This window comes from Salibacterium aidingense DSM 18341 (genome assembly GCF_000429685.1).
GTDB classification, from domain to species: Bacteria; Bacillota; Bacilli; order Bacillales; family Marinococcaceae; genus Salibacterium; species Salibacterium aidingense.
The window spans coordinates 1-24428 of the sequence record NZ_AUCI01000033.1; the positions used below are offsets into that span (position 1 = coordinate 1).

The 24428-nt window shown below is 46.6% G+C and carries 19 protein-coding genes, 1 pseudogene and 1 other annotated feature; of the genes and pseudogenes, 2 read left to right on the plus strand and 18 right to left on the minus strand.

Annotated elements, in window-relative coordinates; genetic code table 11:
- The 3 genes and pseudogenes from G475_RS0120160 to spoVID form a co-directional block, all read right to left on the minus strand.
- Positions 1–211, minus strand: a pseudogene (locus G475_RS0120160) (IS110 family transposase); the annotation flags it as partial.
- Positions 212–372: 161 nt separating this feature from the next.
- Positions 373–594: a binding site (T-box leader), on the minus strand.
- Between the two features lie 388 nt (positions 595–982).
- Entirely contained in the window at positions 983–1972 is a 990-nt protein-coding gene (locus tag G475_RS0120170) for a phosphotransferase (RefSeq protein ID WP_026702810.1), read from the minus strand.
- A complete protein-coding gene (spoVID, locus tag G475_RS0120175; protein ID WP_026702811.1) occupies positions 1959–2975 on the minus strand; it encodes a stage VI sporulation protein D in 1017 nt (338 codons plus the stop codon). The genes G475_RS0120170 and spoVID overlap by 14 nt, the downstream gene beginning before the upstream one ends.
- 208 nt (positions 2976–3183) lie before the next feature.
- Here spoVID and G475_RS0120180 point away from each other — a divergent pair, with 208 nt between their 5' ends.
- Positions 3184–4497, plus strand: coding sequence for an MFS transporter (locus G475_RS0120180; RefSeq protein WP_084414217.1), 1314 nt, complete (start codon positions 3184–3186; stop codon positions 4495–4497).
- Between the two features lie 20 nt (positions 4498–4517).
- Here the strand turns inward: G475_RS0120180 and hemL are convergent, their stop codons facing one another.
- The 6 genes from hemL to hemA all read right to left on the minus strand — a co-directional run bounded on the left by hemL (position 4518) and on the right by hemA (position 10979).
- On the minus strand, positions 4518–5807 hold the full coding sequence (hemL, locus tag G475_RS0120185) for a glutamate-1-semialdehyde 2,1-aminomutase (RefSeq protein WP_026702813.1): 1290 nt from the start codon (positions 5805–5807) through the stop codon (positions 4518–4520).
- Positions 5808–5906: 99 nt separating this feature from the next.
- Positions 5907–6887, minus strand: a complete 981-nt coding sequence (gene hemB, locus G475_RS0120190; RefSeq protein WP_026702814.1) for a porphobilinogen synthase — start codon at positions 6885–6887, stop codon at positions 5907–5909.
- On the minus strand, positions 6888–7658 hold the full coding sequence (locus tag G475_RS25800; RefSeq protein ID WP_051302776.1) for a uroporphyrinogen-III synthase: 771 nt from the start codon (positions 7656–7658) through the stop codon (positions 6888–6890). It lies immediately after the preceding gene.
- Positions 7658–8590: a hydroxymethylbilane synthase gene (gene hemC / locus G475_RS0120200; protein WP_026702815.1), complete on the minus strand. Its 933-nt coding sequence runs from the start codon at positions 8588–8590 to the stop codon at positions 7658–7660. Before hemC ends, G475_RS25800 begins: the two co-directional genes overlap by 1 nt.
- A gap of 146 nt (positions 8591–8736) precedes the next feature.
- Entirely contained in the window at positions 8737–9567 is an 831-nt protein-coding gene (locus tag G475_RS0120205; protein WP_026702816.1) for a cytochrome C assembly family protein, read from the minus strand.
- 17 nt (positions 9568–9584) lie between these two features.
- Positions 9585–10979 (minus strand): glutamyl-tRNA reductase, encoded by a 1395-nt coding sequence (gene hemA, locus G475_RS0120210; protein WP_026702817.1) that lies wholly within the window; start codon positions 10977–10979, stop codon positions 9585–9587.
- 193 nt (positions 10980–11172) lie between these two features.
- On the opposite strand from hemA, the gene G475_RS0120215 reads away from it, so the two are divergent.
- The gene (locus G475_RS0120215; RefSeq protein WP_026702818.1) at positions 11173–11658 is read left to right on the plus strand and encodes a LiaI-LiaF-like domain-containing protein; all 486 of its coding nucleotides are present in this window, start codon (positions 11173–11175) and stop codon (positions 11656–11658) included.
- Between the two features lie 45 nt (positions 11659–11703).
- On the opposite strand, the gene yihA is transcribed toward G475_RS0120215, so the two are convergent.
- From yihA to leuB, 9 genes are all read right to left on the minus strand, one after another.
- Positions 11704–12285: a ribosome biogenesis GTP-binding protein YihA/YsxC gene (gene yihA, locus G475_RS0120220; protein ID WP_026702819.1), complete on the minus strand. Its 582-nt coding sequence runs from the start codon at positions 12283–12285 to the stop codon at positions 11704–11706.
- Positions 12275–14605 carry an endopeptidase La gene (gene lon / locus G475_RS0120225; RefSeq protein ID WP_026702820.1) on the minus strand — a complete coding sequence of 777 codons (2331 nt, stop codon included), beginning with the start codon at positions 14603–14605 and terminating at the stop codon, positions 12275–12277. The genes yihA and lon overlap by 11 nt, the downstream gene beginning before the upstream one ends.
- A 179-nt stretch (positions 14606–14784) precedes the next feature.
- Positions 14785–16488, minus strand: coding sequence for an ATP-dependent protease LonB (gene lonB, locus G475_RS25805; protein WP_051302784.1), 1704 nt, complete (start codon positions 16486–16488; stop codon positions 14785–14787).
- Positions 16489–16683: 195 nt separating this feature from the next.
- Positions 16684–17964 carry an ATP-dependent protease ATP-binding subunit ClpX gene (clpX, locus tag G475_RS0120235; protein ID WP_026702821.1) on the minus strand — a complete coding sequence of 427 codons (1281 nt, stop codon included), beginning with the start codon at positions 17962–17964 and terminating at the stop codon, positions 16684–16686.
- 582 nt (positions 17965–18546) lie between these two features.
- A complete protein-coding gene (gene tig / locus G475_RS25810) occupies positions 18547–19893 on the minus strand; it encodes a trigger factor (RefSeq protein ID WP_051302778.1) in 1347 nt (448 codons plus the stop codon).
- Between the two features lie 285 nt (positions 19894–20178).
- Positions 20179–21195 carry a tetratricopeptide repeat protein gene (locus G475_RS0120250; RefSeq protein ID WP_026702823.1) on the minus strand — a complete coding sequence of 339 codons (1017 nt, stop codon included), beginning with the start codon at positions 21193–21195 and terminating at the stop codon, positions 20179–20181.
- A gap of 77 nt (positions 21196–21272) precedes the next feature.
- The gene (leuD, locus tag G475_RS0120255) at positions 21273–21854 is read right to left on the minus strand and encodes a 3-isopropylmalate dehydratase small subunit (RefSeq protein ID WP_026702824.1); all 582 of its coding nucleotides are present in this window, start codon (positions 21852–21854) and stop codon (positions 21273–21275) included.
- 29 nt (positions 21855–21883) lie between these two features.
- Positions 21884–23299, minus strand: a complete 1416-nt coding sequence (gene leuC, locus G475_RS0120260) for a 3-isopropylmalate dehydratase large subunit (RefSeq protein ID WP_026702825.1) — start codon at positions 23297–23299, stop codon at positions 21884–21886.
- A gap of 38 nt (positions 23300–23337) precedes the next feature.
- Complete coding sequence (gene leuB / locus G475_RS0120265) at positions 23338–24414, minus strand: 3-isopropylmalate dehydrogenase (protein ID WP_026702826.1); 1077 nt, start codon at positions 24412–24414, stop codon at positions 23338–23340.
- Positions 24415–24428 lie beyond the last annotated feature (14 nt).

A 24428-nucleotide genomic window follows, 5' to 3' on the forward strand; every position in this document is an offset into this window, starting at 1 on the left:
CGGTCTTGTGATGATTTTCTTGATGCATGGCTGCCCATTGTAGAAAAGCTTCGAATCCTTCTCTATCATTGGAGAAGCTGATTCGTTTTCCAAATTCAAAACCGCGGTCATCGAAAGCACGAGCCACCTGTTTGTTTTTAGCGATATCTACGCCAATAATGAGTGTGTTAGAGGTGATTTGCGTGAGTTTTTCGTTTTGCGTATAATGCATGGTGAGTCCTCCTTGGTTTCCTGGATTCGAGGTCGATGATTTTTCATCAGACACTCCGTACTATACCAAGGGGGCTCTTTTTTGTTCAAAACTCACATTTTCCCCTAACAGGAATGCTCCTTATTTCCTGTTTTTCACATAAAAAAACCTCTTCAACCTTTGAAAAGGACGAAGAGTATTCCCGCGGTACCACCTTTATTCACAGCATAAACGCCTGTGCGCTTCTCCGGGTAACGGTTCTTCCGACTTTTCCTACTGATTCGCTTCAGAAAAGCTGCTCCAGGGCGACCTTCTGAGCGTCCTGCCTGAAAAATCTCTCAGCCTCCGGATTTTTCTCTCTGGTCAGGCGGATCCGTTCGTACTCCTCCCTGTTTTGCGCATCTCCTATATAAGTATAGTCATATTTTACGTTTAAAACACCCCTTCGTCAAGACAGGGCCGTCTGTTTCATGTTTTTCTGCACATTATCATGTTTCACACATAGGATAATAATACGATACTTTGTCAGAGAAGGTGGATACTCATGGGCTACTACCCTTCATATCCCGGTCCTCCGCGCCCGCCGTACCCCCCGCCGAAAAAACATAAAAAAAAACACCGCCATCACCGGCCGAAACCGAGATGGTGGTGGAGATGGAAACTGGCTGTCATGCAGATTCTGTTGACGCTGATTCTCTTTCAGTTGTTACGGACCTTTATTTTTCCTACGAGTTTTGACGTTTTTTTACTCTTTTTATTACTCGGCGCCTATCTTTTCTGTCTCTTTACTCCTTAAGACCACTGCTCTTCCTTGGGCCAACCTGCAATATCCTGTTTTATTTTTTCCAGCAGATGCATCTCCCCCTCCAGATGCATCGTCCACTCCGGTTCTGTACGAGCCGTACGCCGGCGGGCTTTGTTTATTACATCAAAAAGGGGAGCCGGTGATAAAAGACGGCTTTTTAACAAGGCTCTGTCTTCCGGCGTGAAGACGTTATGTTCTTCATAAGCTTTGATCCATTTGCCTCCCGAGCATGGTTCCCACTGCCGTTCCTTCATACAGCTTCGGAACAGCCACGCTGCGTCATGCACCGGGTGGCCCGGCGAAGTATGCTCCATGTTAATAAAACGAAGACGCTGCTCCGGGTCCAGAATCAAATGATCCGGCGAAGGGCGTCCGTGGCACTGAACTTCCGGTGTCTTCAACGTATTAAATGTCTGCTTTTCCCATTCTTCAAACCAAGCCGCGGACTGTTTGCAGCAGTCGTAAATCAGTGGAAAAGAAGTCAATACCGACAATTCAAACGGAGAAAAGTAGCGTTTTCGTTCGATATCATCGGCATACACTTCCAATTCCAACAGCTCTTTTTCCTCTTTTTGTTTTTTTCTCTCCCCTTCTCTGCCCAGCATTTCTTTATCGATCACCGTTGTTCTTTTCGTGGCCCGGTGAAATAAGGCAAGCGTTGTAAAAAAATCAACCTCCTGCCGCTTTCCCCGGCTGCCTTGCCCCCATGGCATTAAATAATAAAAACGGCCGTTTTTCTCTACATAAAACGTTCCTTCTGTGTTTGGAAAAATCGGTGTCACTGCAGGAAGCTGCTGCCTTTCAAAATAGCGGACGGTATGAAAGCATGTTTCCGTCTGTTCCCCGGTCAGGGTCGTTTCTTTTAACGCAAAGAGACCCTCGTCTGCCTCGATCTTTCTCACTTTCCCCCATCGGATGATCCGGCGGGGGTGGATGGCGTAGTGCTTTAGAATCTCGGTGAAGTTATCGGTCTTCATTATTCTTCTGGGAGACTCCTCCTGGAATATATAAAATCTGGCCTTCTTCCACGTGATCTTGATCAAGCCGGTTAAAACGAAGGAGATGGCCGATTGTCGTATCATACCGTTCCGCTATCGTATCTAAGGACTCATTTTCCTGAATGATACACATCTTCAGCCGGGAGAAATCCTCATCTCCGCTCGTCATCATTTTTGTTAAATAAAGCGCATTGTCATCCCGGCCCGAACTTTCCGGCTCCACTTTATTTTCAGCATCTGCTTCTGCAGGTGCCTCCTCTATTTCTCCCGATTTGGGTTCTTCCGGTTCTTCCGGTTCCCGGCTGTGAAAAGCGGTGACCACCTCCGCTGTTTCTCCGGTGTTTTCCTCGCCTGCCTCTTCTGTGTTTTCCACCTGTGCTTCTTCAGTTGGCAATTCTTCCCGGACTTCCTCGGTTTCCATCTCTTCCCCGGCTTCATCCACATTGTCTGCAGGAGGATCTACATCCGGCTGATAGGTTTCTTCCATTTCCCACCGCGGCATGGCTTCCTGAACGGTCGTTTCTTCCAGTGGTTCCTGATCCTGCTCTCTTTCCAGTTCATTCACTCCCGTGATGCTGACATCAGCTGTAAGCTGAATGCATCCCGGTTCCGGCAGATCATAATCGAAACTATCTATGTTCACATAAATATCGTCTAAATTACTGATTCGATTTAAGGGAACCGTTACGTCCACCGGAAAGAAATGCTGCAGTTCGCCTACCCCATCTTCCCGTAAGGAATGTTTCTCTACATATTGCGGAACCGGCTGCTGTGTTTCTTCTTCCTTCTCTTCTTGAGGTACTGGGTAATACTCTCCCTTTAAATAAAGACCCCCTTTAATATCGACATAATCATATTTTTCCTCAATTCGTATATCCGGTTCCAGCCCAAGAGAAAGGAGTTCTTTAATTTTTTCCCCCTGATTAAGCCATACCGATTCTTCCAGGTTAAATGTCAATGCTGAAGAGTGTTCTTCTCCCATTGTTTAGCCCCTCCTTCATATATGATATCAATAAGGTTGTCTTATTTTTTCAAGCCGCGTTCTTTATCATTGTCACTATATGCTCCGTTTTTCTTTTCTATGATCTAAAAATAATTCTTATTGTCTTTGCTGTGACAGATTGGTAGAATATATTCGTGTCTCGAAACAACGAAAGCTCACTATAAATTATGATAGTAGAAAAGGTGACATGATGGAGCAGTCAGATTATACTTCCCGTTCCCTGACATCCAAGGAAAAGCTGCCGGTGCATCCCCCGTTTTTTTACGGATGGCTGATTGTTGTCATTGCCGCACTGGGAGCATTTTTTTCGGGACCCGGGCAGACGTATACCATTTCTGTTTTTATGGATATTTATATTGAAGAGTTTTCAGCGAGCCGAACGATGATATCAAGTCTTTATTCAGGCGCTACGCTGGCGGCGGGTCTGCTTTTATTTTTGGTAGGGCGTATCATTGACAAAAAAGGCCAGCGGTATACCGCCCTTCTCGTCGGTACGATGCTGGCTGCGGCATGTTTTTGGAACAGTGCGGTCCTCGGGCCGGTCATGATGATTATCGGATTTTTTATGCTGCGTTTGTTTGGGCAGGGATCGATGACACTCGTTCCCAACACATTAATTCCACAATGGTTCTCCAAACAGCGGGGCCGTGCTTTCAGCTTTATGACACTCGGAGTCCTCGCCAGTGCAGCTGCCATGCCGCCGATTCACTTTTTTCTCATTGAGACCTGGGGATGGAGATTTGCTTGGCAGTTCTGGGGAGTCCTTCTTCTTCTAGTTTTTGTACCGCTTGCTTATATTTTCATCCGCAATAAACCCGAAGATGTCGGTCTGCTGCCGGATGATGCAGGAAAAAACGGAGATAAGGAAAAAGCAGCCGCGGCCTCAGCAAGAGAACGGAAGGCGTCCTCCTGGTCTGTACGGGAGGCCGTACGTTCCAAAGCATTCTGGTTTGCTTTATTTTGTGCGGTGGTCCCTTCCCTGGTGAACACCGGCATTACCATTCATTTGTTTTCCATTTTAGGGGAAAAAGGCATCGAGCGGCCGGTCATCGCCTTTTTATTAAGTCTCATGCCGATTGCTGCTTTTGTGTTCACCCTGACCGCCGGTTTTGTCGTAGAGAAAATCAAAGTCCATCACCTGTATGGACTAAGCTTTTTGTTAAGCGCAGGTACCCTTATTCTGCTTATCTATGCGCAGTCGGTGTGGATGATTTTTCTCTATATTATCCTATGGGGCGTTTTTGATGGCACGTCAAAGATCTGCAATAACATGATCTGGCCGGAATACTTTGGCCTTGACAACCTGGGAAAACTGAAAAGCTTTGCCACCACTGCAGTTGTTATCGGCTCCGCCCTCGGCCCGCTGCCGTTTGGAATGGCCTTTGATTACTTTGGACAATACAATGAAATACTCTGGATCATGATGGGGCTTCCGGCAGTGGCTATGGTCCTTGCCTTTTCCTCCCCTCCGCCGCAAAAAAAGAGCAGAACCGGAAAATAATTTCCGGGCTCTGCTCTTTTTTATGCTTTTATTTTTGCAAACGTATGATCAGCTGCCTCGATCGTTTGTTTAATATCTTCTTCTGTATGGGCTGTGGAGAGGAAGATTCCTTCAAACTGAGACGGCGGCAGGGAAATGCCTTGCTGCATCATTTCCCGGAAATAGCGGGCGAACAATTCGAGGTCAGACGTTTTTGCCGTTTCAAAGTTCACCACTTTTTCATTCGTAAAGAAAAAGCCAGTCATCGCCCCGGCCCGGTTGATGTGATGTGGAATGCCATGCCTGGCGGCGGCTTCTTCGAGGCCATCTGCAAGCTGATGGCCGAGTTTCTGAAAGCGTTCATAATCAGCCGGAGTCAGCTGGCTTAATGTTTCATAACCAGCAGTCATCGCAAGCGGATTACCGGACAAGGTACCGGCCTGATAGATCGGGCCGTCCGGTGCAATTTGAGCCATAATATCTTTGCGTCCGCCGTAGGCACCGACCGGAAGCCCGCCGCCAATCACTTTACCGAGACAGGTTAAATCCGGCGTAACCCCGTATTCCCCCTGGGCGCTGTTATACCCGACCCGGAATCCTGTCATAACCTCATCAAAGATTAAAAGACTGCCATTTTCTTCGGTAATATCACGGACGCCCTGCAGAAAACCATCTTCCGGCAGGACTACGCCCATATTGCCGGTAACGGGTTCGAGGATAACAGCTGCAATTTCTTCTCCATATTTTTCAAAAGCGAGTTTTAAGCTTTCAAGATCGTTGTACGGCACCGTTAACGTATTGGAAGCGATGCCGGAGGGTACACCGGGGCTGTCCGGAAGTCCGAGAGTGGCAACTCCGGATCCTGCTTTAATAAGAAGAGAATCGCCGTGGCCGTGGTAACAGCCCTCCATTTTTACAATTTTATCCCTGCCGGTGAAGCCGCGTGCCAGCCGCAAGGCACTCATTGTTGCTTCTGTACCGGAATTCACCATACGGACCACATCGATCGACGGCACACGGTCAATGATAAGTTCTGCAAGCTTTGTTTCCATTTGATGGGAGGTGCCAAAGCTTGTCCCCTTTTCGGCCGCTTTTTTCAACTGTTCTACGACATGATCATCGGCGTGGCCCCGGATGAGCGGTCCCCAGGACAAAACGTAATCAATAAACTGATTACCATCCAGATCCCAGACTTTAGAGCCCTTCCCTTCTTCGATATAGACCGGCGGATGCCCCACCGAATTGTACGTCCGGACCGGACTGCTCACTCCCCCCGGCATGAGCGGCTCTGCCTGGTCAAACGCAGCCTGGGATTTGTCAAAAGTTTTCATACAAGCACTCCTTTTCGTGTTCTTTCTGCTTCCAGCTTATCAAATAGGATCGAGCTTTGTCCGCTGATCTGATCGGATGTAATCTTTTTTTTCTGCCCTTCAGGCTTCGTCGATCCAATGAGCTGCATCAATCGCATAATACGTAACAATAAGGTCGGCGCCGGCCCGTTTCATGCTTGTCAGTTTTTCCATCACTACCTCTTTTTCATCAATCCATCCGTTTGCAGCTGCCGCTTTAATCATCGCATACTCCCCCGAAACATTATAGGCCACCACAGGTTTAGCCGTTTCTTCTTTTACTTCACGTACAATGTCCAGATAAGACAAGGCCGGTTTCACAATGATAAAGTCGGCCCCTTCTTTCACATCTGAATGGGCTTCCCGAAGAGCTTCCAGCCGGTTGGGCGGATCCATTTGATACGTATTCCGGTCGCCGAATGATGGCGAACTGTGGGCGGCGTCACGGAATGGACCGTAAAATGCCGATGCAAACTTAACAGAATAAGACATAATCGGTATATCTTTATGGCCGGCGTCATCAAGTCCCTGCCGGATAGCAGCGGTAAAACCATCCATCATATTTGATGGAGCGATAATATCTGCCCCTGCATCCGCCTGCGAAACAGCTGTCTTCGTTAAGTAATCAAGAGAGGAGTCATTCACGATAATTCCGTCTTCGATCACACCGCAATGGCCGTGATCCGTATACTGACACAGGCATGTATCCGCAATAATAGTTAGAGAAGGAAAAGCCGTTTTTATCTGCCGGATGGCTTTTTGCACAATACCTTCCTGAGCATAGGCTTCAGAGCCATTCTGATCTTTGTGCTCCGGCACTCCAAAGACAATTACGGATAAAACGCCGGCGCTTACCAGTCTATCCATTTCCTCATTTAAGTGGTCCAGAGATACCTGGTAGACACCCGGCATCGATGGTACTTCCTTTTTTATCTCCTTGCCTTCCAATACAAAAATCGGGAAAATTAAATCTTCCTTTCTCAGGGCATGCTCCTGCACCATTTTCCGTATGCCGGGTGTCCGGCGCAGGCGGCGGTGTCTGTCAAATGTTAAATCATCCATTTATACATCCTCCTTTGAAAAGGCGGTTAAAGTATTTACGAGTCCTTCAATCGTGGATGGGTCTGCCGTTCTTCGATAAAGAAATCCGCTCCGTGCCGCTGCTTCATCAGTAATGGTTCCAATGCTGACAAGTGGAATCTCCTTCCACTTCGGATTCAGCTCCTCCATAAAGGAAGCAAAAGCCTGAACCGAAGAAGGGCTTGTAAAAGTTAAAAAGTCGAGCTCTTCCTTTTTCACCCATTCCCGCAGGGTCTGTTTATTCTCCACCGCAGGCGTGCTCGTATACAAAGGGAGCTCGCAGCAGTCGGCCCCTGCCCTGCGGAGGGCATCTGGAATCACATGGCGGGCGCGGGCACTCTTCGGAAATAATACGTTTTCTCCCTCTTTTACGTTGGCCTGCAGGAGATCTGCCAGTCCCTCCGCTGAATAATGCGCCGGCACAATCGGTTCAGCCCATCCCTTCTGTTCCAGCACTTCTGCTGTTTTACGGCCCACTGCGGCAACACGAAAATCAGGGCTGAAGGCGATGTCATGGTTCGTGTAAATATCATCAAAAAAAGTTACAGCATTCGCACTTGTGAAGACAATCCAGTTCCATATATGGGCCTGGGCGTACTGAATTTGATCCTCCCAATCGGAGACACGGACGGGTTTAATCAACGGCAGGACCCGTGCCTGTCCCCCGCGTGCTTCAATAAGGCGCTGCAGAGCCGGAGCCTGACGCGGTGGTCTTGTTACAAGCGTGGTATAGCCGCGAAGCTCCTCCCCCATTACGAGTCAAGCTCGCTTTTCACTTTATCAAGTATTTCTTTCCCCCCGCGCTGGAGAAGAGTTTGAGCAGCCTCTCTGCCAACCTCAAGCGGGTTGGACCCTGTCTTTTTCTCACGCAGCACCGTCGCTCCATCCGGAGAGCCTATCATTGCTGTCAATGTTACGTCTCCGTTGGCTTCAAGCAGGGCGTAGCCGCCGATCGGTACTTGGCAGCCGCCTTCCACTTCCTGCAAAAAGGCGCGTTCTGCTGTCACTCGTCTTGCCACAAGTTCATCGTTCAGCTCATCCAAAACGTTCCGTACTTCTTCATCATCAGCACGGCATTCTAAACCCAGGGCCCCCTGCCCTACAGCTGGAAGGCAAATATCCGGATCAAGGTATTCTGTTACGATTTTTTCATCCCAGCCCATACGCCCAAGACCTGCCGATGCCAGCACAATGGCGTCAAAATTTTCCTCACGGAGCTTGCGGAGACGTGTCTCAATGTTACCGCGAATCCACTGAATGTCTACATCCGGCCGCCGCGCCAGAATTTGGGCGGAACGCCGCAGACTGCTCGTGCCAACCACAGCTCCTGACGGTAAGTCATCTAGTAAAAGATCTTCATTTGAAATGAGAACGTCCCGGGGATCCACACGGTTTGTAATCGCCCCCAGGGTAAATCCTTCTTCCATTTCCCCGGGGAGGTCTTTCATACTGTGTACTGCAATGTCAATTTCATTATGGATGAGGGCTTCCTCAATTTCTTTTATGAACAATCCTTTCCCGCCAACTTTAGAAAGAGTGACATCAAGAATTTTATCCCCCTTGGTCACAATTTTTTTTGTCTCAAACTCATAGGGGAGATTTCTTTTATTGAGCTCATTAATGACCCACTCCGTTTGTTTCATTGCGAGGTTGCTTTTTCTCGTTCCTAATACAATCGTACGCATGTTATTCCTCCATCTGAAGCTGAGCCCAGCGAGGGCCGCAGCTGTTCTTCCTTTCATGTTTGGCTTCGAGCCTGACAGGACCCAAGCTTCCGTAGTTAAAAGCTTTTACAAAGATATCCTAATCTAAACCATGGCGGGAGCCAGCTTTAAAAATACCAGAAATGAAAACCCGTCAATTCACTGGATAGAAAATAATTAATCAATACAATCAAAAAGCCCGAGATATTAAATAATGCCATATTGTAACCTCTGCGATGTTTAACAGCCCAAAGATAAAGGTACATGCTGTAGACAATCAGCACCACGGTCGAGCCAAGCACTTTGGCATCCAGCCAGGGCAGCTGCTGCAGCTGAATGGACGCCCACACAAACCCCAGGATAAAACCAAGGAGCATGAACGGCACGCCAAATGTTGTCATCATGAAGGAGAGACGTTCCATTCTCGGCAGGTTCTCCAGCCGGAGCAGGCGTTTCCCCCACTGTTTCCGTTTTAATAAATAATGCTGTAATAAATACAATACCGCAAACACGAAGGCAATGGTGAATGCCGCATAAGCGATCATAATAAGGGTGACATGGACAACGAGCAGTTCTGAGATTAATAGATCATTTAAATCAGCAGGAACGTCCCCATCCGGGGTAAATAAACTGAACGCCATCATCACAAACCCCACCACATTCGTGAAAAAAACAAGAAAATCGACCCGGAAAAACCAGTTGATGACAAGGGATAACGTGACAAGCAGCCAGGCATAAAAAAACAGCCCTTCAAATGGCGTAATGATGGGCAGTCTGTCAAATTGCAGAGCCCGGATGATGAAAAATACCGTTTGCAGCACCCAGACAATAGAAAGCAACCAGAAGGCGATTCGATTCACCTTCCGGTTGGTCTGTAAAAAATCAATAAAATATCCAAATACGCTCAGGCTGTAAAAAACAATGGTCACAACATAAATAATTCCGGCTGAAGCAACCATCCATTACAACTCCTCTCCTAGGAACGGAAGGTAATATCTTTCGCGTAGGCGTACGGAGATACGGCACGTTTCTTCTGCCGCCCCCATTCTTTCTCGGCTTCTTCCACTTTTGTCTGCTGTTCTTCCGCTTCTTTCGCTATTTCCACTTCCTCTTCCAGCCCAAAGATTTCAGTGAATAATGCAAGAGAATCTTCGGCATCTGGTTCTGCCGCCATTTCTTTTGCTCTGGTAATCGGTTCTTTCAGCATTTGATTGATAATGCTTTTTGTATGCTTACGAAGAACTTTTTTCTCTCGTTCCGATAAATCAGGAAGCTTCCGTTCAATGCTGTTCATGGTTTCCGATTGAATGGAAAGAGCTTTTGTCCGGAGCGCCGAAATGACAGGAACCACTCCCAGGGTATGCACCCATTCCTTAAAGGCCGCAAGCTCAGATGAAATCATATCTTCGATTTTTTCCGCTTCTGTTCTGCGTTCTTCCATGTTAGCCGCTACAATTCCCTGAAGATCGTCAATATCATATAAGAAAATGTTGTCCAGGTCCTCCAGCGCCGGATCAAAGTCACGCGGTACTGCAATATCCACCATAAATAGGGGACGGCCTTTTCTGCTCTTCAATACCTTTTCCATCATCGGTTTATCGAGAACATACTCTCCCGAACCGGTAGAAGAAATGACGATATCTGCTTCTGTCATATAGCTCCGTAGATTATCCATGCTTCCTGCTTTACCAAAAAAGCGTTCCGCCAGCTCTGCTGCTTTTGCATAAGTCCGGTTCAGCACAGTAACTTCAGCGGCCCCGCTTGAATGAAGATGTTTTGCCGTCAATTCACTCATCTTACCGGCCCCAAGGACAACGACATGCTTGTCCTTAAACTCTCCTAGAATTTTCTTTCCGAGTTCTACTGCGGCATAACTGACAGATACCGCGTTATCATTAATTTCTGTCTCGTGATGAGCTTTTTTCGCAAATGTAATGGCCTGACGGAACAATTCATTCAGCACCGTTCCCGTTGCTTCTTCCTTTTGTGCGTAAAAAAAGCTGTCTTTCACCTGGCCTAAAATCTGTGTTTCCCCCAGAACCATGGAATCCAGACCAGCAGTTACCCGGAATAAATGCTGGATAGCCGCATCATTTTCACGGATATTCAAATGGGCGCCGAATTCATCAATCGGAAGTCCGAACCATTCGTATAGGAACTTTTTTATAAAGTGCCGTCCGGTATGCAATTGATCGGCTACCGCATAAATTTCCGTCCGGTTGCAGGTGGACACGATGGTGCATTCCAGAATGCTCTTCATACTGCGAAGCTGATGCAGGGCATCCGGCAGTGTTTCCTCCTGGAAAGCCAACTGTTCCCTTATTTCTACTGGGGTTGTTTTATAATCAAAGCCAGCCACAATAATATGCATGTTTTCACCCCGCCATTGCTGCAATTACGTCAAATCTATAGATCGTTACTATTTTCTTTCCACACAATCGCTGTATTATACCTTATTGTATCATGGTTGTAAAATTCCTCAAAAAATCAAATGTGAACAGTTCCTGACTTTTATGATATCATAAACTTTCGACAAGTTTCTAATAATGTGATGGAGGACTGTCATGAAAAAACAAAGCCTGTTTTACGGTATTATTGTTACCGGATTGGCTCTTATGCTGCTTTTCCAGAATTGGGAGGTTACAAAAGCAGAAGCCTGGATGACATGGCCCTCCCTGTTGATAGTGGGAGGGGCTGCATTTTTAGCCGAAAGTGCAGCAGGCCGCATCCCCCTTTCCTTTTTACCGGGGCTGCTTATGCTGTTTTTCGGGCTGCACTTTCATTTACTGCGAATTCTGGAATTCTGGCCGGACCACCCGGGAATGTATTTTCTTTACTTTGGACTTGCTATCGTGCTGGACTTTTTACAAACGAGAAATTCCGGTTGGTTTACCGGAATCCTGCTCCTGCTCACAGGAGCTGCTTTGTTTTATTCCAGCGAACTGCGCACCCTTATTGGAGAACAGGCCGCCTTTGGAGTAGAGCGGTTTGGTCCATTGCTGCTTCTTCTCTTCGGTCTTTATTTACTATTTTTGAAAAAAAACCGTTAAATTTCGGAAACGCAAGCGGGCTTTCCCTTGTCCCCGCTTGCTTTTTTACATGAATTTCTGAAGGGCTTTCCAACTATCCTCTTTTCCCTGTCCGGTTTCTGCTGAAAACAGCACAATGTCATCCGTCTTTTCCATCCCGAGCGTTTCTTTCACCTGCTTCACATGCCTTGGGCGTTTATTTTTAGAAACTTTATCCGCTTTCGTGGCAATAACAAGAATCGGCAGTTCAAAATGTTTAAGATAGGCATACATTTGTACATCTTCCTTGCTCGGCGCATGGCGTACGTCAATGATGAGAACTACTCCCTGCAGATTTTCTCTGTTGGAAAAATAGGTCTCCATCATTTCCCCCCAGGCTGCACGCTCGGACTTCGATACTTTTGCGTAACCATATCCAGGTACATCGACAAAAACAAAACGCTCTTCGATGTTATAAAAATTAAGTGTCTGAGTTTTTCCCGGTTTTCCTGAGGTCCGGGCGAGATTCTTCCGCGTAACAAGCGTGTTGATAAACGACGACTTGCCCACATTAGAACGGCCTGCCAAAGCAATTTCGGGAAGACCTGTTTTTGGGTATTGTTCCGGTTTCACTGCACTTATAATCAGATCCGCCTCGTTAACTTTCATTTTCCTCCCCCAATGCATGTGCCAGTACTTCATCAAGATGAGAAACCGTAATAAAAGTCAGCCCGTCTCTCACACTTTCCGGAATGTCCTCAATATCTTTTTTATTTTCTTCCGGAATAATAATCTTTTCCAGACCTGCCCGGTGCGCGCTCATTGCTTTTTCTTTCAGCCCGCCTATCGGCAGAACACGGCCGCGCAGTGTAATTTCCCCGGTCATTCCCACTTCTTTTTTTACGACACGGCCGGTCAGTGCGGAAATAAGGGCGGTTGCCATCGTAATCCCGGCGGAAGGGCCGTCCTTCGGCGTAGCTCCTTCTGGTACATGAATGTGGATATCATATTTTTCATGAAAATCCGCATCGATTTTTAGTTCATCGGAGCGGGAGCGTATATAGCTAAAAGCAGCCTGAGCAGATTCTTTCATGACGTCCCCAAGTTTGCCGGTCAGCGTCAATTCCCCTTTCCCTTTTGCAAGAGAAACTTCTATGGAAAGGGTGTTACCTCCGGCTGTTGTATAGGCAAGTCCGGTAGCTGCTCCAATCTGGTCCTCTTCCTCCGCTTTTCCATAGCGGTACTTCGGCTGCCCAAGCATTTCTTCGATAGTATTCACGGTCACTATCACTCGTTTTCTTTCGCCCGAAATAATCCGTTTTACTGCTTTCCGGCAGACCGTTGCAATTTCCCGTTCTAAACCGCGGACTCCAGCTTCCCTCGTATAATAACGAATTAATTTTAATAATGCTTCGTCTTTAAATTGAATTTTCCCCTTGGTTAATCCATGTTCTTTCGTTTGTTTCGGCAGAAGGTGATTCTTAGCTATTCCCTGCTTCTCCACCTCCGTATAACCTGCGATAGAGATGAACTCCATTCTGTCAAGAAGAGGCTCCGGAATCATGGAAACATTATTGGCGGTAGTAATGAACATTACTTTGGATAAATTATACGGTTCTTCAATAAAATGGTCGCTGAATGAATTATTCTGCTCCGGATCAAGCACTTCCAGCATCGCTGCAGAAGGGTCCCCGCGGAAGTCGCTTGCCATTTTATCTATCTCATCCAGTAAAAACACGGGGTTTGTCGATCCTGCTTTTTTCATTCCCTGAATAATCCGGCCCGGCATAGCACCGACATACGTACGACGATGGCCGCGGATTTCTGCTTCATCGCGTACACCGCCGAGGGAAATACGGACAAAATTCCGTTCCAGAGCGCGGGCGACGGACCGGGCAAGAGACGTTTTCCCGACACCCGGCGGTCCAGTGAGACAAAGAATTGGTCCCTTCAAGGATTCGGTCATTTCCTGGACAGCCAAATATTCCAGCACCCGTTCTTTCACCTGATCGAGTCCATGATGATCTTCATCAAGAATATTCTGGGCATGGTTAACATCCAGCCGGTCTTCCGTTTCCTCTGTCCATGGAATCGCAACCAGCCACTCTATATAGTTTCTTATAACCGAACTTTCAGCTGAGGTGGATGGCATTTTTTCGTAACGGTCAAGCTCTTTGTAAGCTTTTTCCTCAACATTTTGAGGCATGTTTACCTGCTCGATTTTTTCTTTCAGTTCTTCGACCTCTCCAGTCTTTCCTTCTTTGTCCCCAAGTTCCTTCTGAATCGCCTTCATCTGCTCACGCAGATAGTATTCCTTCTGCGTTTTTTCCATGGACTTTTTTACACGCTGCCCGATTTTCTGTTCCAGTCCCAATACTTCTTTTTCATTATTCAAGATTTCGAGTATTTTCATCAGCCTGTCCCGGACCGGTACTGTTTCGAGAAGTTTTTGTTTTTCCGCCACTTTCAGCGGCAGATGGGAGGAAACGACATCGGCAAGCCTGCCGGGTTCGGCTATATCCTGAACGGATTGAAGGGTTTCGTTGGATACTTTTTTGGAAATGGACACATATTGTTCAAACTGCTCCATCACATTTCTCATTAAAGCCAGTTCTTCCGAATCATTTATATTCTCTTCCGGCTCCAGCAGTTTCATTTCCACTTCAAAATAGTCTTCTCTATCTAAAAAACGACTGATTTCTGCTCGGCTTAAGCCCTCCACAAGCACCCGGATGGTTCCGTTAGGTAATTTAAGCATTTGTTTCACCTTAGCGTGGGTACCAATATGGTACATATCGCTTTCGGCCGGTTCATCGATAGATAAATCAATTTGACTCGTTAACAATATCTCGCTGTCATCCACCATCGCCTGCTCCAGTGCCTGCACTGATTTTTCCCGGCCGACATCCAGATGCAGCACCATCGTTGGGAAAACAAGCAGCCCCCGAAGCGGAAGCAGGGGGATATTTCGTTTTCTTTCTTGTTCCACCGGCACAACCTCCTTCTATTCTCCGTTATCCAAGACCTATATGTATGAACAGTGTAAAAAAAGACCCGCTTTAGTCTTTTCATCCGTCAAGCGGGTCTGCTTTCTTCCACTGTTAACCTGTAGAATGACTGGGTCATTTCCTTGGGAGTTTTACAGGGTAATGATGTTTTCATTCTATCCTATTCTTCAGGCGTTTGTCTAATACCCAGCTCTTCTGAAAAGGAAAGGGATGGCGAAACCACCGCTTCTCTGAATGAAGCAGGATTATTCCATGCCGCCTCTTCTTCTTCGATCGTCAAAGCCGATTTTAGCAATTGTTCCATGCGGTTTACCGGAATAATTTCCGCTTCTTTCTGATAATGAAAGGAGAGCTGATCGTTTTCTTCCGGAATAAAGATGAGACCTGCCCCGGCTTTGATCGCTGCCTCTACTTTAGCTGGAACACCTCCCACAGGCTTAATATCCCCATGGATGCCTAATTCGCCGGTCACAGCAATTCCGCTTTGGATTTTAATACGTTTTACAGCGGAATAGACAGCAAGCATAATTGCCGCCCCGGCTGATGGTCCATCTACGGGGATGCCCCCTGGAAAATTAACATGGATATCAAATTCTCTCACCGGCAGGTGCATGGACTGAAGAACTGTCATTACGTTTTCAACCGAGCTTTTAGCCAGACTTTTTCTTCTCGCCGAATAGCCGGGAGTCCCATGTTTCTCTTCTTCTACAATGCCTGTCACCGTGACATTTCCCGTTCTCCCTTTTTTGGCAGCAGCTTCTATTTCAAGCAGCATCCCGGCTCCTGTCCGGGAAATCCCCAGGCCGTAGACTTTTCCTATTTCAGGCGTCTCCCGTACGGTTTTATCCAGACGCGGGGTTAAGCGCCCGGCTTGAACGACCCATTCCATATCTTCTCTTGTGATCGCATGCCGTCCTGCTTCTTTTGCAGCACCGGCTGCAATTTGGATAGTATTTACTGCTTCTCTTCCATTATGAGCAAATTTGGCTGTGAGCTGTACCGCTTCTTCTTCAAGTTCAATTCTTGTTTTTTCAGCGGCATGATGGGCAATTTTCATAATTTCGGAAGGATCCAGAGCACGAAAGTATATTTCCATGCAGCGTGAACGGATAGCGGCCGGCAATTCTTCCGGCTGCCTGGTGGTAGCACCAACTAAGCGAAAATCCGCCGGCAGCCCATTTTTAAAAATGTCATGTATAAACGGAGGAATCTGCGGATTTGTCTCGCTGTAATAGGCACTCTCCAAAAAAACTTTGCGGTCTTCCAGCACTTTCAGCAATTTATTCAATTGAATGGAATGCAGTTCTCCGATTTCATCAATAAAAAGCATTCCTCCATGGGCTTTCGTTACCGCCCCGTGCTTTGGCTGCGGAATACCGGCCTGCCCCATTGCCCCTGCCCCCTGGTAAATAGGATCATGAACAGATCCAATCAGAGGATCCGCAATCCCACGGTCATCAAAACGGGAGGTAGCACCATCCAGTTCGACAAACGGTGCGTTCTTTTTAAAGGGGGAGGCCTCATTACGTTTTGCCATTTCAAGTACTAGGCGGGCCGCCGCTGTTTTCCCAATACCCGGAGGGCCGTATATCAGAACGTGCTGAGGATTTTCTCCACACAAGGCTGCTTTTAAGGCTTTAATTCCTTCTTCCTGGCCGATGACTTCCCGTAATGCCGAAGGTCGTACTTTTTCGGATAACGGCTGGGAAAGGGAAATAGAGCGAAGCCGGCTCATGTGTTCAATCTCTTTTTTGGAATCACGGTTCAGTGAAACTTTATTGGAACGCTGCTGTCGCAGCAGATTCCAAAAATATAACCCAACAATCACACCAAAAACCATTTGTATAAGAACCACAAACATCATGATATTCAAAAAAAGTCCCCCTCGGAAAAAATCCCTGATCCTGTCTTTAGTATGTGTTACAGCCTGTGAAACATACAATGATCCGGAATTCTTTCGGGGAGAGGATGGCATACTTTTTCCTGCCACAGCGCAGGTAGTTTTAGTCCAAAAGAAAACCGTCCAGCCTTCCTATCCGGCTGGACGGTTTTATGACGATCAGGCGCTTTCTTTAGGTTCTTTTTTATCCAAATATACTTCTTTGCCATCTTCAGTTTTTAATACAGGAGAAGCATCATCGGTGACAGCTTCTGCCGTGATGGTGCAGCTAGCAATGTTGTCTTTGTTTGGCAGATCATACATGATATCAAGCATGATGCCTTCGATAATAGAACGTAAGCCCCGTGCTCCCGTTTTTCGATCGATTGCTTCGCGTGAAATCTCACGAAGGGCTTCTTCTGTAAATTCAAGTTCCACATTATCCATTTCCAACAGCTTTTGATACTGCTTGACGAGCGCATTCTTCGGCTGCGTCAGAATTTCCACGAGCGCGCTTTCATCGAGTTCGGAGAGACTGGAAATGACAGGGAGACGCCCGATGAATTCCGGAATCAGTCCGTAACGGAGCAGGTCTTCCGGAAGAATACGGCTCATGTATTCTTCTTTATCCATCTCTACTTTTTCCGATTCGGAACCAAAACCAATGACCTGTCTGCCAAGGCGCTGTTTTACAATTTGGTCAATACCGTCGAAAGCACCGCCGCAAATAAACAGGACGTTGGTTGTGTCAATTTGTATAAATTCCTGATGAGGATGTTTGCGTCCGCCTTGAGGAGGCACACTTGCCGTTGTTCCTTCAAGAATCTTCAGGAGGGCCTGCTGGACCCCTTCCCCGGAAACATCTCTTGTAATGGAAGGGTTTTCTGATTTCCTTGCCACTTTATCAATTTCATCAATGTAAATAATCCCTTTTTCTGCTTTTTCTACATCATAGTCGGCCGCCTGGATGAGCTTGAGCAGAATATTTTCCACGTCTTCTCCTACGTAACCGGCTTCTGTCAGAGACGTTGCATCGGCCATAGCAAACGGAACATTAAGAATCCTGGCCAGAGTCTGAGCCATCAGCGTTTTCCCGCTTCCAGTCGGACCAATCAGACAGATATTACTTTTGGCCAGTTCCACTTCATCCTGCTGTTTTGCCGCTGCGGTATTCACTCGTTTGTAATGATTGTACACGGCTACTGCCAGAGAACGTTTCGCCCGCTCCTGCCCGATGACATAATCATCAAGGATCTCATTGATTTCATTCGGCTTCGGAATTTCTTCAAACTCCACTTCCTCTTCCGTGCCGAGCTCTTCTTCCACAATCTCTGTACACAGCTCGATGCATTCATCACATATATAAACGCCAGGTCCAGCAACTAATTTCCGGACTTGATCCTGTGTTTTCCCGCAAAAAGAACATTTCAGTTGTCCTTTTTCTTCATTGAACTTAAACATTAACTTCACCCCTTACATAAATATTGTACACGAATCTTCCTGTTTCAGTACAATAATTTGGTATTCATTCCTCCATATTATACTGACGCTGATTTCCGCGTACGAATTGTCCCTAGTATATGATCATGATTTGCATTGTATCATACAAATAGGTCCAACTTGAAATAATACGATTAAGAAAAGCGCAAACAAATATAGGTTCCATTCTGTTCTATGTACTTCGGCTTTTTTCATCATAGCCGTTTCTGTAGTTATATTCAATAGACGGCCGTGGATTTCCTTCTTTTTTCGCATAAAAGTAACAAACCAACGGATTCCCGGCCTTTTTCCGTATGTAAGTGATAAATCATCTATTCCGGCGACCCACCGAGGAGGCTTGCCGCTGCGTTGCGGGTTGTTGTAAGGCTGATCGGCTAACACCGCCATGTCCTGTGGATGCGCCGACCTGGCCCTCGTCGTGCGGGCCTTCTAGCCGATGGTGCCGGAAGCTGGAGCTTAAAAGCACAAATTATTTTACTTTTTACCTGCCATTCTTCCCAAAAAAACCCTAAAAACCGTCTGGGTTTTTAGGGTTTTGTTTCATTATTCTTCTGGTTGTTCTTCTTGTTCTTCCGTTTCTTCGGATTTTGGAACAGTTTTACTGTGTTCCACGAGGAAATCAATCGCTTTTTGGATACGGAGGTCGCCTTTCAGTGCATCTGTACCGCCTTGCATCGCAAGAAGCTGTCGAATTTCCTCCTTATCCCTCTGATACGTTTCCGCCATTTTGTCGAGTTCTTTTTCGACATCCTCTTCACTTGCTTCCACATCTTCTGCTTCCGCAATTGCTTCAAGGGTGAGGTTCATTTTAACGCGCTTTTCTGCTTCGCCTTTAAACTGTTCTTTCATTCCTTCTTCATCCGTGCCTGCAACCTGATAATACATATCAAGAGACATGCCCTGTGCCTGCAGGCGCTGATCAAATTCCTGCATCATCCGATCGGTTTCGCTTGTGATCATAGCATCAGGAATGTCCACCGAGGCGTTTTCAGATGCTTTTTCCACTACTGTATCCCGTTCATGATGTTCTTTTTCATGTTCTTTATCATGCTTAAGCTTGTCTTCTTGTTTTTTCTTGAGCTCGTCAAATGTTTCCACATCTTCATCCACATCTTTTGCGAACTCATCGTCCAGTTCAGGGAGTTCCTTACGCTTGATGTCATGTAGTTTCACGGAGAAAACAGCTTCCTTGCCGGCAAGTTCTTCTGAATGATAGTCTTCCGGAAAGTTTACCGTAATGTCTTTCTCTTCTCCTGCTGCCACACCTACAAGCTGCTCTTCAAAGCCGGGAATAAACTGACCGGAACCAATTTCCAGGGAATAGTTCTCCGCTTCGCCGCCTTCGAATGCCTCCCCGTCTACATATCCTTTGAAGTCCATTACAACGGTATCGCCGTTTTGAACTTCTCCGTCTTCAACGACCACAAGCTCAGCCTGCTGTTCCTGCAGCTTGTTCAGCTCTTCCTGTACATCTTCTTCCGATACGGACGTATCAAATTCTTCTACTTCCAGTCCTTTGTATTCCCCAAGCTCCACTTCCGGTTTCACCGTAACGGTTGCTTTAAATACAAGGTTTTTGCCTTTTTCAATGTCTTCAATATCAATTTCAGGCTGATCCACCGGTTCAATTTCTGTTTCCTGCACGGCTTCGGAATAAGCCTGAGGCAGTACAATATCAACAGCGTCCTGATAAAGAGATTCTACTCCAAAACGCTGTTCAAATAATTTGCGCGGTACTTTTCCTTTACGAAAACCAGGTACATTTACCTGTTTTTTTACTTTCTGGAATGCTTGGTCCAGAGCATTGTCAAACCTTTCCGAATCCACTTCGACAGTTAAAACGCCCTGGTTCCCTTCGAGCTTTTCCCAATTGGCATTATTGGCACTCATTTATCTTTCCCTCCAAGTTTCATAGGTTATATCCGTATTCACAACCTCCTCATTATAACATATCAAAGGTTCATTTCAATAAGAAAAGCGTAAGGCACCCGCCTAAAATAAAGGTTCTTCTACTAAAACCGTGCCCGTCCTGTGCCGGGCATTGAAGCCACCACATCCTATGGGCCTTCGAGCCGATGGCGCCTGAAGCTGGAGCTTAAAACGATAAATTTTATACATTTCTATGAACCTGATAATAGCATAAGAAAGCCTGAAGGAACACGGATTGCATGTTATTTATAATTCAGATAGCTTGTTTTTTAATGTATCATATTGTTCCTTTACTTCACAAAAGGTTGATTCTTCAATGTTGTGAAGCCGGCAGAAAAAAAGAGGATCCCCCTCTCTTCCAGACTGCGCTGAAGCCTCGGCATGCAGTACCGCAGCCAATGCTTCCAAATGAACAGAAGGAGGAAACGGATAATAAAACAAGAGTATTTCTCTTAACAGCTCCTGGGCATGCTCTAATAATATAGGGTCCTCATGAGCTAAAACCTGCTCCATAAGCTGAGAGATATTTATGTAGGCAGTGCTTTCCTCAATGGGACAAAGCGATGCCGGTGAAAATTCCCCTTTACGATTTACCTTTTTCACCCATACACTTTCTTCTATGTTTAAATCTTTTAAAAGTAATAACAGCAGACTTTTTAACAAAGGGGTGCAGTCCTCGTCCGTCAACAGCAGTCTTATAGCTGGAAGGACATTTTCCGGTGGATAATTCTTCATCTCTCCCAATAAAGTAAGTTTGTGTTCGCCGCTTCCTGTTTTTAATTCTTCTTCCCAATTCACATCATTAAGCGGGGCCGGAAGTTTATCATCCTCCATATCAACGGTGTGAGAGTCTGCCATATTTCTTGATAATTCCAGAAGTTCAAACAGCTGTTCGGCCATTCTCGCCGGAAAGCGTTCTTCTTCCTGAATCCCTTCCAGCACAGTGACAACTTTTTCGTATTCCCCTATCTGGGCTAACAAGGACACATATACCTGTAATACGTCAAAATAATTGCCATAGTCCCACTCCATCATTTTTTCTGCCCACTGACTGCCTTTTTTCAGCTGCCCGGTTTCTGCATAAGCTAAAAGCAGGCCGTAGGAAGCTTCTTCATGTTCTGGATCATGCTTCAACGCTTCGGAAAACAATTCAGAAGCTTTTTCTTTATCGCCACCCTTTAATTCATCCAATCCTTCTTTAGACAACTTATCCGCTGATCCGGGAAACGGGACGATATTGTTTTGTTTCTGTTCTTCGTTCATCCGCTGCCCTCCTTTCACCGTACCGGTAAATATAATGGAAAAAGAAGGCAGCCCTGGCTACAGACTGCCTTCCTGCCTTACGCATTTTTTTCGAATTGATCAATCTTATCTTCATACTGCAGGGTAATACTGATTTCATCCCAGCCGTTAATCAACATCTCTTTGTAATACTCATCAATGGCAAATGTCTCTTCGAACCCTTCCCCGTCTGTCATTGTTTGCTTAGGAAGGTCTACTGTAATCTCATATTTCTTATCTTTCCCATTTTCCATTAATTTATAAACCTTTTCTTCTTCAAGACGAATAGGAAGAATGCCGTTTTTAAAACAGTTGTTATAGAAAATATCAGCAAAACTCGGTGCAATAATGACGCGGAACCCATAGTCCTGCAACGCCCATGGGGCATGTTCACGGGAGGATCCGCTGCCAAAGTTATGGTCGGCAATTAATATTGTGGCGCCTGCCGCCTGCGGCTGATTGAGCTCGAATTCCGGGTTGTCCCTGCCATCTGCAAGAAAACGCCAGTCAAAGAACAGAAATTGGCCAAAGCCTGTGCGTTCCACCCGTTTTAAAAACTGTTTCGGGATAATCTGATCCGTGTCTACATTGACCCGTGGAAGAACAGCGGTGTTCCCGGTGTGTGTTACAATTGGTTCCATGGTAGTCACCCTCTTTTATTCTAATTTTTCTAGTTTGTTATGACTTCCTCCAGGTAGCGGATGTCTACAAATCTTCCTGCAATGGCAGCAGCTGCAGCCATGGCTGGACTTACGAGATGCGTTCTCGCGCCTTTGCCCTGACGTCCTTCAAAGTTCCGGTTGGACGTGGAAGCACACCGTTCTCCTTCAGGCACAAAATCTGGATTCATACTAAGACACATACTGCAGCCGGATTGCCTCCAGTCAAAACCAGCATCCTTAAAGATTTTATCCAGTCCTTCTTCTTCGGCCTGGAGTTTTACCTGCTGGGAGCCTGGAACAACCATCGCGCGAACTCCGTCTGCCACCTTTCGGCCTTCCGCGACTTTGGCAGCTGCACGGAGATCGCTGATGCGCGCGTTGGTGCAGGAACCAAGGAATACATGCTGAATGTGAATATCCGTCATCTTTGTGCCCGGCTCCAAATCCATATATTCCAATGATTGCTCAATAGCCTTGCGCTCCGCATTATTTTTAGCATCGTCGGGGGAAGGTACGCGGCCGTGAATGCCGACACCCTGGGACGGATTGGTTCCCCATGTGACCATTGGTTCGATTTCTTCGCTGTCAATTGCAACGACAGCGTCATATTCTGCTCCTTTATCGGTAGCCAATGCTTTCCATTCTTCTACTTTCTTCTCATAGTCTTCGCCCTCCGGCACATGTTTACGTCCTTCCAGGTAGTCAAAGGTCACCTGGTCGGGGCTGATAAGACCGGCTCTTGCTCCTGCTTCGATGGACATATTGCAGATCGTCATACGCTCTTCCATCGTCAAGCCGCGGATAGCTTCCCCGGTGTATTCAAGGACATGACCGGTCCCAAAGTCCACCCCGTGTTTGGCGATAACCGCAAGAATGATATCTTTTGCAGTGGCCCCGGGGTTAAGACGGCCGTTCACCCGTACTTCCATTGTTTTCGGCGGAGACTGCCACAGCGTCTGCGTGGCCAGTGTATGCTCCACCTCACTGGTTCCTATACCAAACGCCAGTGCACCAAAAGCCCCGTGTGTGGAGGTATGACTGTCTCCGCAGACAATGATCTTCCCAGGCTGGGTTAACCCTAATTCCGGTCCGATAATATGGACGATTCCGTTATTTGGGCTGTTTAAATCAGCTACTTCCACGCCGAATTCTTTACAGTTTTCCGTCAGGGTTTCCATTTGTTTTTTAGAGACCGCGTCGGTAATAGAAGATCTGTTTTCTGTCGGTACATTATGGTCCATCGTCGCAAAGGTTAGATCAGGACGGCGGACTTTACGGCCGGCAAGGCGAAGGCCTTCAAACGCCTGGGGCGATGTGACTTCATGCACCATTTGTAAATCTACATACATTAAGTCCGGTTTTCCTTCTTCAGAGTGGACTTTATGGCTTTCCCAAATTTTTTCTATAATTGTTTTTGGTTTCATTCTGCTTCCCTCACTTTTGCTCCCACCGGTTTTTCCGGTTATTTTTTCAAAGCCTCTATCACTTTTTCTGTCATTTCATCCGTAGACAGAATGGTTTCTCCCTCTTTGGCAATATCTCCGGTACGGTGCCCGGCGGAAAGGACATCGGATACAGCCCTGTCAAGCGTCTCTGCTTCTTCCAGCATGCCAAAGGAATACTTCAGCATCATAGCAGAGGACGAAATCATAGCGAGCGGGTTGGCTTTTCCCTGGCCTTCAATATCAGGCGCTGACCCATGAACTGGTTCATATAATCCCGGCGCCTGCTCGCCTATACTTGCTGATGGCAGCATCCCAAGCGACCCGGTAAGCATGGAGGCAGCATCGCTTAGGATATCCCCGAACATATTGCCTGTAACAACCACATCAAATTGCTTCGGGTCACGGATAATCTGCATTGCCGCATTATCAACGAGCATGTGTTCCAGTTCCACATCCGGATAATCCTGTTTTATTTCTTCGACGGTTTCCCGCCAGAGACGGCTCGATTCCAAAACGTTTGCTTTATCCACAGAAGTGAGCTTTTGGCGGCGCAGTTTTGCCATTTCAAAACCTTGTCGTACGATTCTGACAATCTCTGATTTTTTATACACCATTGTATCCAATGCTGCTTCTTCTCCATCCATCTGGCGGCGTTCCTGCGGTTTTCCAAAATAAATGCCGCCTGTCAATTCGCGAAGGATCATTAAATCAACATTGTCTACCACTTCTTTTTTCAGACTCGAGGAATCCGTTAGACTTTCATGACCGGTCACAGGACGCAGGTTCGCAAATAACTGCAGAGCTTTGCGGATACCAAGAAGCCCCTGTTCCGGACGCAGCCCCGAGGGGTGATTATCCCATTTCGGCCCTCCGACTGCCCCGAGTAATACGCCGTCACTGTTCTTACATGATTCTACGGTTTCCGGCGGCAGCGGATCTTCATATTTGTCGATGGCTGAACCGCCGATATCTGCATATTTATATTCAAATTGATGACCATAAAGCTCCGCCAGCTTATCTAATACTACGGTTGTTGCTTTTACGACTTCCAGGCCGATTCCATCCCCTGGAAGAACGGTTATCGTCTTGTTCATTTTCTTCTCTCCCT